The organism is Paenibacillus agaridevorans (assembly GCF_003112455.1).
In the GTDB taxonomy this organism is placed as follows: domain Bacteria; phylum Bacillota; class Bacilli; order Paenibacillales; family Paenibacillaceae; genus Pristimantibacillus; species Pristimantibacillus agaridevorans.
Genome location: NZ_BDQX01000395.1, coordinates 3360 through 10747 on the forward strand (window position 1 = coordinate 3360; position 7388 = coordinate 10747).

A 7388-nucleotide genomic window follows, 5' to 3' on the forward strand; every position below is an offset into this window, starting at 1 on the left:
CCTGCTCGCCGTATGAGCTTGTTCCCGCTCCTGCCGCTTTGCGCCGGCATTTCTCATTGTATCGATAGCTCTTCTGACTGCTTCCAATGCCAGTTACCCTCCAACCTCCGCGCCGCCCTCTTTTTGAGAGAGATTATCATTAACGTTTCACGAGGATTTTACTTCCGCAATGTGAACGGAGCGTGAACTTCAGATTACAATTTTCCGGCGTGACGTTTCGTCGCCTCGGACTCTCCGAAGTTAGAGGAATCATGCACTCATCGGCTCATCAATGGAGAGCCTTGGAGAAATGTAATCTAAAGTTCATACTGCGTTCATAATGCAGGAGTAATATTCGTGTTGCAGTAAAAATTTGGGTTGGCCGAAGAAGCCATATTTTTTTGCGACATCATTGAGAATGATAATCATTAACTTCATATGGCATTTTCTACTCGTAACAGAAAGCCAGACCCGTCGAGAGGAGGGCGAACGCCTACAAGAACGTAACGGGACACCATGGTTGGCAGAAGGATGACGGATTCGATCGCAAGAACGCAAGTCAAAAACCAAAAAACCAATTCGAAGGAGTGTTTGTACAAATGACTAAAATGTTCAAAAAATCGTTGATGCTGACTCTTATGGCAATGGCACTGGTTCTGGCTATGGCGGCGTCCGCCTTTGCCGCAACCGAAAGTTATGAATTCCATTACGGCGGCAGCTATCACTCCCACTCCAGCTCCTATATCTCCGGACCGGCCGATGTGACGGGGGGCCAAGTGACGATCAAGCTGACTGGCAACTACTTCCCTGAAATCCAAGTCGGCAGCACGGTTTATTACGGTTCCTACGATACCGGCTCGAATCTGACGACATTCGTCTTCCCTGGCAGCGCGTCGGCCGACATTCCGGTAGAACTGAAAGTTGTTGCCGGACCTCACAATATGGTCTACAACCTTACGCTCGTCTGGCTTTAATAGCTCTGCCGGAGCCTTGACGGTTCCCACATAAACGAAGGAAGCGGCCACGCGGCCGCTTCCTGTTTAAATTTAAACCAAGGGAGATATTGTTGTGACACTATCGATGAGAAAAACGCTCGTTTTGCTTCTCGCATTCGCTTTGCTGTTGTCGGCAGTACATATTGTGCCCGTTTCGGCTGCCACCGCGGTTCGGGACGGAGAATTCCCCATTTCATTCCGTTATGTAAAGGACGGTACCACAGTGACGTCCGCCGCCGACAGCTTTGTCGTGAAGGATGGCGCAAAATTAATTATTCGCAATGGCAAGGCTATATTCGAACATCAGGTCACGGAGGCCAACTATTCGACATTCGCTTTCTTCGGCACGCGGAAAGAGGGTGCACCAAAGGCCGTTATTACAGACACCGGTGCAGGAGAGACGGTGAGCGGATCGGACGGTTACGCGCCGGTCGTCGTCAAGGGAGCACCCGTAGACGGCAAGATCGTCATTCAATTGGACATTACGGATGTGTATACCAAACAAGACATCTTAATGCATATTAACGATACTAACAACATCTATGGTCTGCCTACCAACTACAATCATTGGTATAACGCCCAGCTCGAGCTGGATCTTACCGGCGTCGACTTGTCTCCGTTGCCCGGCGGCGGCGATAACGGCGGTGGCGATGGCAATAATCCGGACGTCACGCTTGAACTTTTCCAAGCGCGGGTAACTGCCGGTAAAAGCCTGCATGACAGTACGACTGAGGGACAAATAGACGGAACATACCCGGCAGCCGCAAGACAGAAGCTGATCGAGGACCTGGCACTTGCCGAGTCCATTGTGTCGGGATCGCCAAGTAACCCAAATCTGCTAATCGCTGCATATAACATTGCCGATGAGGCAATCAAAACCTACGAATCTGCGCGTATCGTCGTTAACCGGGCTTCGTTGTCAGCCTGGATCGCCGGAGCGGAGGCTTGGCTGGCCACCGACCCGAAGGACGCTGGATTCGCTGAGGGCGGGAAGCCTGCATCAGGCACAGTCGGCGCAGCGTTTTCCGTGAACGAATATCCGACGGACTTCCCCGATATACAATATGAGGACGGCAAGTTGCTCGGCCTAAGCCAGAAAGTAAGAAGCAATGTAGAGGCGGCTACCACCCTGCTTAACGACCCTCTGGCTACGCAAAGCATGGTTAATGCCATGTATACGAATCAACTCGCCGCGTACAACTGGAGCGAAATTGCAAAACGCCAGTTCGCGGCCTCAAACGTAGATATCTATGTGCTTGACGCGCTCACACCGGAGACGGTCTCTCAATCCGTTTATGCTCCGGAAATCGGCGATACCGCGACAGTTCTTCAGCAGGCAGGATACTATGAATCATTTGCCAATATTACGTTTATCGATAATCCGAACGACGACATCGTCTTTACCCCGCAGGTTATCGCGCAACCGTCGCTTAACGCGACGACTGGATTGTACAACAAAAGCTACTCCAGTTCGCCGGCCAAACCGGTTATCGCGGAGACGAACGGCAATCAATTTACCTATCAGGCCAAAATTCGAGTCCATAACAATACTACACCGCAAACGGATATGCATTGGCAAGGCATTATCAAGTTGAAATATCCGATGGTCTTTGCCAACAACACGATAAGCGAAGTTCCCGGCGTCACGCCGAGGGAAATTTTCATTAGCTTTAACGCCGCTCAGCATAAAGCGCTATTATCCCAGATTGCCGAGGCCGAATCGTTGCTGGAAAGCGCCGCGCCCGGCAATGCCATCGGGCAATATCCCCAGTCGTTAATTGACAGACTGGGCGACGCCATTGCATTCTCCAAGGAGACAGGGGGTTGGTTGGCTGCACCCAGACCGGCAATTCTGACAGCGTCGAACACGCTTAACGAGGCTGTGGAGCAATTTAGGGGAGGAGTGACACAGAGCCTGCAATTCAGCGTCGCGCATGCGTCGGGAGAGGAATTCTCGATTATGGAGAGCTACTTCCAAAAACCGGCCGTCGTCACTTACGTGGACGAATCGACCCGCAAGTTGATTCTCACGATTAAGGACAGCTCCTCCGTGCCCGAATTTAGAATCAAATCCGGCAATAGCTTTGCAGATGCAGAGCTGGTCAGCGAAGATAAGAGCGCTAACACACGTACGGTTTCGTTTAATCTCACCCAATCGTCGAATTTAATCGAAGCTCAGGTTCGTACGGTCGTACCCGCACAACAGTATGATCGCACGCATACCATCCGCTTGAACTTCAATAATGTAGACAACTCCGCATTGTACACGCTAATAGATGAGGCCAAGAAAGCTCACGGCGCTGCGGTCGTCGGCACTGCTCCGGGACAATATCCGGAATTCGCCAAAACTTCCTTCTTGGCGGCGATTGCGGTAGCCGGTAAAGAGGCCGTCCGAATCCCATCGTCTAGCGCGCAGACGTTATCCGCCTATCAGACTTTGCAACGTGCTTATGAAACATTCCAAGCTTCGTATGTAGGAGGCAACGGACCGGGCAATCCGACTAACCCGAGCAATCCGGGCAACCAAGGCCCTCAATACCCTGCCGATGGCAATTACTTAGTGGACTTCACGGTTCTCAAAAAAGGAAGCGAAAGCGTCTCGGTCATGAACCAATACGTGTTCACCACGGCTCTGGTCAAGGTTACCGGAGGTAGTAAAACCGTTTCCTTCACCTTAAAACAGAGTAAGGAAATTACGGGTTTCACGCTGAACGGCAGCAGCGGCGGAGGCTCCGGAACAGACTCGGGCACGAATACGCGCGTCGTCACCTTCTCGCTGTCGGATCTGTCCGGCAAAATTCCCGGATGGGTGTCCATCTATTGGGATCTAAGCAGCACGATTCCAGGATTTATCTATGACGAGCAATACGATGTAGACTTCAAATTTAACGAATCCTCTGCCAGAAGTGCCGGCGATCAGACCACTCCTCCAGGGGGCAGCGGCGACGGAGGCTTGCCTTCAGGGCTGGAACCTCCAGGTACTGGCAGCGGCGGACCTAAGCCTGACGACGGCAAGAATGACCCTGACCCAGAGGAAGAGCCCGGCGAGGAAGAATCTCCGGAGGAAGAAGGGAACGGGACTCCGATTATTAAATTCTCGGACACAACGAACCATTGGGCCAAATCAACCATTGAGCAAGCCGTTAAGCTCGGCATCGTGAACGGCTTCTCCGACGGCAGCTTCCGTCCCGACAACATCGTGACACGCGGCGAATTCGCCGTCATGATCAGCCGAGCGCTGGGGCTGGAAGGCGAAGGCGACGGTGACGCGCTGCAAGACTTCGGCAGCATCCCGGCTTGGGCTCAGTCGCATGTGGCGCGCGTCGTCACCGCCGGTCTGATCGGCGGCTTCGAAGACGCCACGTTCCGATCCGGCGGTCAATTAACTCGCGCTCAGCTTGCGGTTATAATCTCCCGCGCGGCGGGGCTTAAGCTGGAAGAAGACGCTTCGCTCTCCTTCAACGATACCGAATCCGTACCGGCATGGGCACAGAAGGAAGTCGCGGCGGCTGTCACGGCCGGCTTGATCCAAGGGAAGGACGGCAATCGGTTCGACCCTAACGCTACGGCTACTCGAGCGGAAGCTCTGACGTTGATTATCCGTCTGCTCGATCATTTGGAATAGTCTCCATTCGAAATAGCAGCTCCGGGATGCGAATAGGCATCCGGGGCTGCTATTTTCCGAAAGGATACGCTTCACCGCAATAAAACTTCTATCACTTTCACTCATTGATGGGTTACCTTGCGTGGAGTAGAATAGAAACAGATATTATTCGGAGATAGGGAAGCGTGAGATCGGATGATTGCCATTGAGCAAGACGGGGAGTGGGCCAGCGATACGCTGGTCGGAAGGGAACGGGAGATTGCGCAGTTCGTTAAATGTCGGGAATCGACTGCCGCATCCTTACAATTGATAAGCATCTATGGTACCGCCGGCATCGGCAAGAGCAGCCTGCTGGACGAATTCCAGCGAGTGGCCTCCGCGCATGGCGATCTCTGTCTAATGATGGACAGCGAAGGATTCGTGAAAACCCCCGAGGCGTTCTGTCTTCGTATACTAGGCGCCATTGACCCGCGGCAGCATTACGACCGGGCGGATGCCAACTTGCCGGAGTCCTGTATCGCAGCGCTTGAAGAGCTTTCCGGTGAGAGACGAATTTGTTTGTTTATCGATGCTTACGAACGTATGGAGAGCATGGATCAGTGGTTGAGGGACTACTTCCTGAAGAGGCTCAGTGGAAGTATTCTCGTCGTGCTGGCGGGACGTTATGCGTTATCGGAGGCTTGGCTTCTCTCCTCCTATTGGAGAAGGTATGTGACGCGAATGCCCCTGTCGGATCTTGATATATCCGCCGTTACCAGCTTCGCCGAATCCATGCATGTGCGTGACCCGCAGGCCATTCAACAGATCTGGCGCTATTCGCGAGGCCACCCGCTGACGATGTCCTTAATGGCGCTCCTGCTCTCGCAAGAGAACAGCGGCAGCTTCGACGAAGCGGAGCCGGGAGGCTACGAGACGCTTGCCTATATCGTAAACGAGTGGCTTCGTGAGGTGCCGGGCGAACATCTCCGACCATTAATCGAAGCAGCGTGCGTGCTTCGCCGCTTCAATCAGGAGAGCTTGTCCTTTGTGCTGAATCGGGAGATGAGCGCCGCGGAATTTTATCAGCTTATTCGATTCTCCTTTATCCGCAAGGTAGATCAAGGCTGGGCCGTACATAGCTTGATGAGGGAACTTGTGAGTCGGGAGATGCTGTCCCGTACGCCCCTGCACTACGAGCAGCTTCGCGCAGGCGCCCTTCGGTATCATTACCTCAGATGGCTGGATGCCCGGAATAAAGGGGATGCCGGCGAGCATCGGGAAGCCATCGAGCTCATGAACTATATCGGGGATGCGCTCATTCGCGCTTTCATGAACTGGTTCGAGCTGTCTCCTCCCCACTTCGAGACGGCGCAGGCCGAGCATAAGGACGAATTGAAAAGGTATGTCGAGATACGGATCGCGGAAGCCAAGGATAGTCTTATCGATATGTACGATCCTTCTTCCAACCAGCGCTTCTCCTTCCCTCTGACGGCCAAGGAAAGCCGCTATACAGTTCGACATATCGATTTTGACGCCTTGTTTGGTCTTGGCTACGACGTAGTACGACTGATGAGGGACAGCACCGGGGCCATTATCGGCTTCGCCGTCATTATCCCGATAAATCAGGATACGCTCCCCTATCTGGAGCAAGCCCCGCGGTCGAAGCCCTACTTCGGAAGCCTGTCCCCGGAAATGCGCAGCCGACTGAAGGCCGCGCCGCATACGCGGGCGGGATGGTTTATCGAGACGATCGATACTTCCGATCTAGGCGACGTTTCACAGCAGACGGCAATGGGCCACCTGCTGCACGATCTTATTTTCACGGGGGAGCTGCTGATCGAATCGCCGGCGCCAACCGTCTATTTCGTGGAATCGCATAAGAGTCTGGGCTTCTCCATTGCGGATAACGCCAACCATTACGGCTACGACGAGGAACGGGAAGCCGTTACCTTTGTCATGGACCGTCAGGGCGGCAACGCGATCAGCTACATTCATCATATGCTCCGCATGACCGGGCAGGCGCATCTGATCGAGCCGGACGGGGATCCGGAATCGGCTTTCTACTCCTCACCCGCAGCAGCAACGGTCGAAGCTTCAGTGACGAATATGCCTTCGGCGGCGGCAGAAGCTGCCTCAAAGCCGTTATCCTATGCGGAACGGATCATGAACCGCCCGGAGCTGACGCCTCGCGAGAAGGAAGTCGCGCTTTTGCTGGAGCAGGGCTGCACCAACGTGGAGATTGCCAAGTCCCTCTATCTGAGCGAGGTCACCGTCAAAAAACACTTGAAATCAATGATGGAAAAGTTCAGCACCTCCAATCGAACCCAACTGCTCAAGCGGCTGTTGGAGTAGGAGCGGGCTGTTGCAGAATGCGCATGACAGGTTATAAAGTAACTACTGTGGTTAGTTGACTGGTTGTCGACGTGAGCGACAACCGTTGCTTGGAGATGTCCATTCCGCACCGGGGGTGAGTTGGCTTCGGAGCTTGTATGTCGGTAGCGCCGACTTATTTACAAGAAATGATGCGGTTGGAGAACAGGATGTCGGTGTGGTCGGCTTATTTGCGGAAAAAGATGCGGTTGGAGCTCAGTATGACGATGTCGCCGACTTATTTGCAGGAATTGATGCGTCTAGAGGGAAGTATGTCGGTATCACCGACTTATTTCTCAGTAATCATAGGTTTTTGGAGGCAGTATGTCGGTGTCGCCGACGTAGTCGCAGTAATTGATATGTTTAGTTGATAGGTTGTCGGCGTGAGCTACAACCGCTGCTTGGCGATGTCCATTCCGCACCGGAGATGAGTCGGCTTCGAAGCTTGTTCATCCCGGTCG

At 53.4% G+C, this 7388-nt stretch carries 4 protein-coding genes; all 4 read left to right on the plus strand.

From position 1 onward, the window contains the following. Nucleotides 1-186 (plus strand): hypothetical protein (locus tag PAT3040_RS38195; RefSeq protein ID WP_219930338.1); only part of this gene is annotated, 186 nt, incomplete at its 5' end. A gap of 392 nt (nucleotides 187-578) precedes the next feature. Continuing rightward, on the plus strand, nucleotides 579-953 hold the full coding sequence (locus PAT3040_RS30770) for a hypothetical protein (RefSeq protein WP_108995686.1): 375 nt from the start codon (nucleotides 579-581) through the stop codon (nucleotides 951-953). A 94-nt stretch (nucleotides 954-1047) separates the two neighbouring features. Beyond that, a complete protein-coding gene (locus PAT3040_RS30775) occupies nucleotides 1048-4599 on the plus strand; it encodes an NEAT domain-containing protein (protein ID WP_146200602.1) in 3552 nt (1183 codons plus the stop codon). 174 nt (nucleotides 4600-4773) lie between these two features. After that, nucleotides 4774-6909, plus strand: coding sequence for a LuxR C-terminal-related transcriptional regulator (locus PAT3040_RS30780; RefSeq protein WP_108995688.1), 2136 nt, complete (start codon nucleotides 4774-4776; stop codon nucleotides 6907-6909). Nucleotides 6910-7388 lie beyond the last annotated feature (479 nt).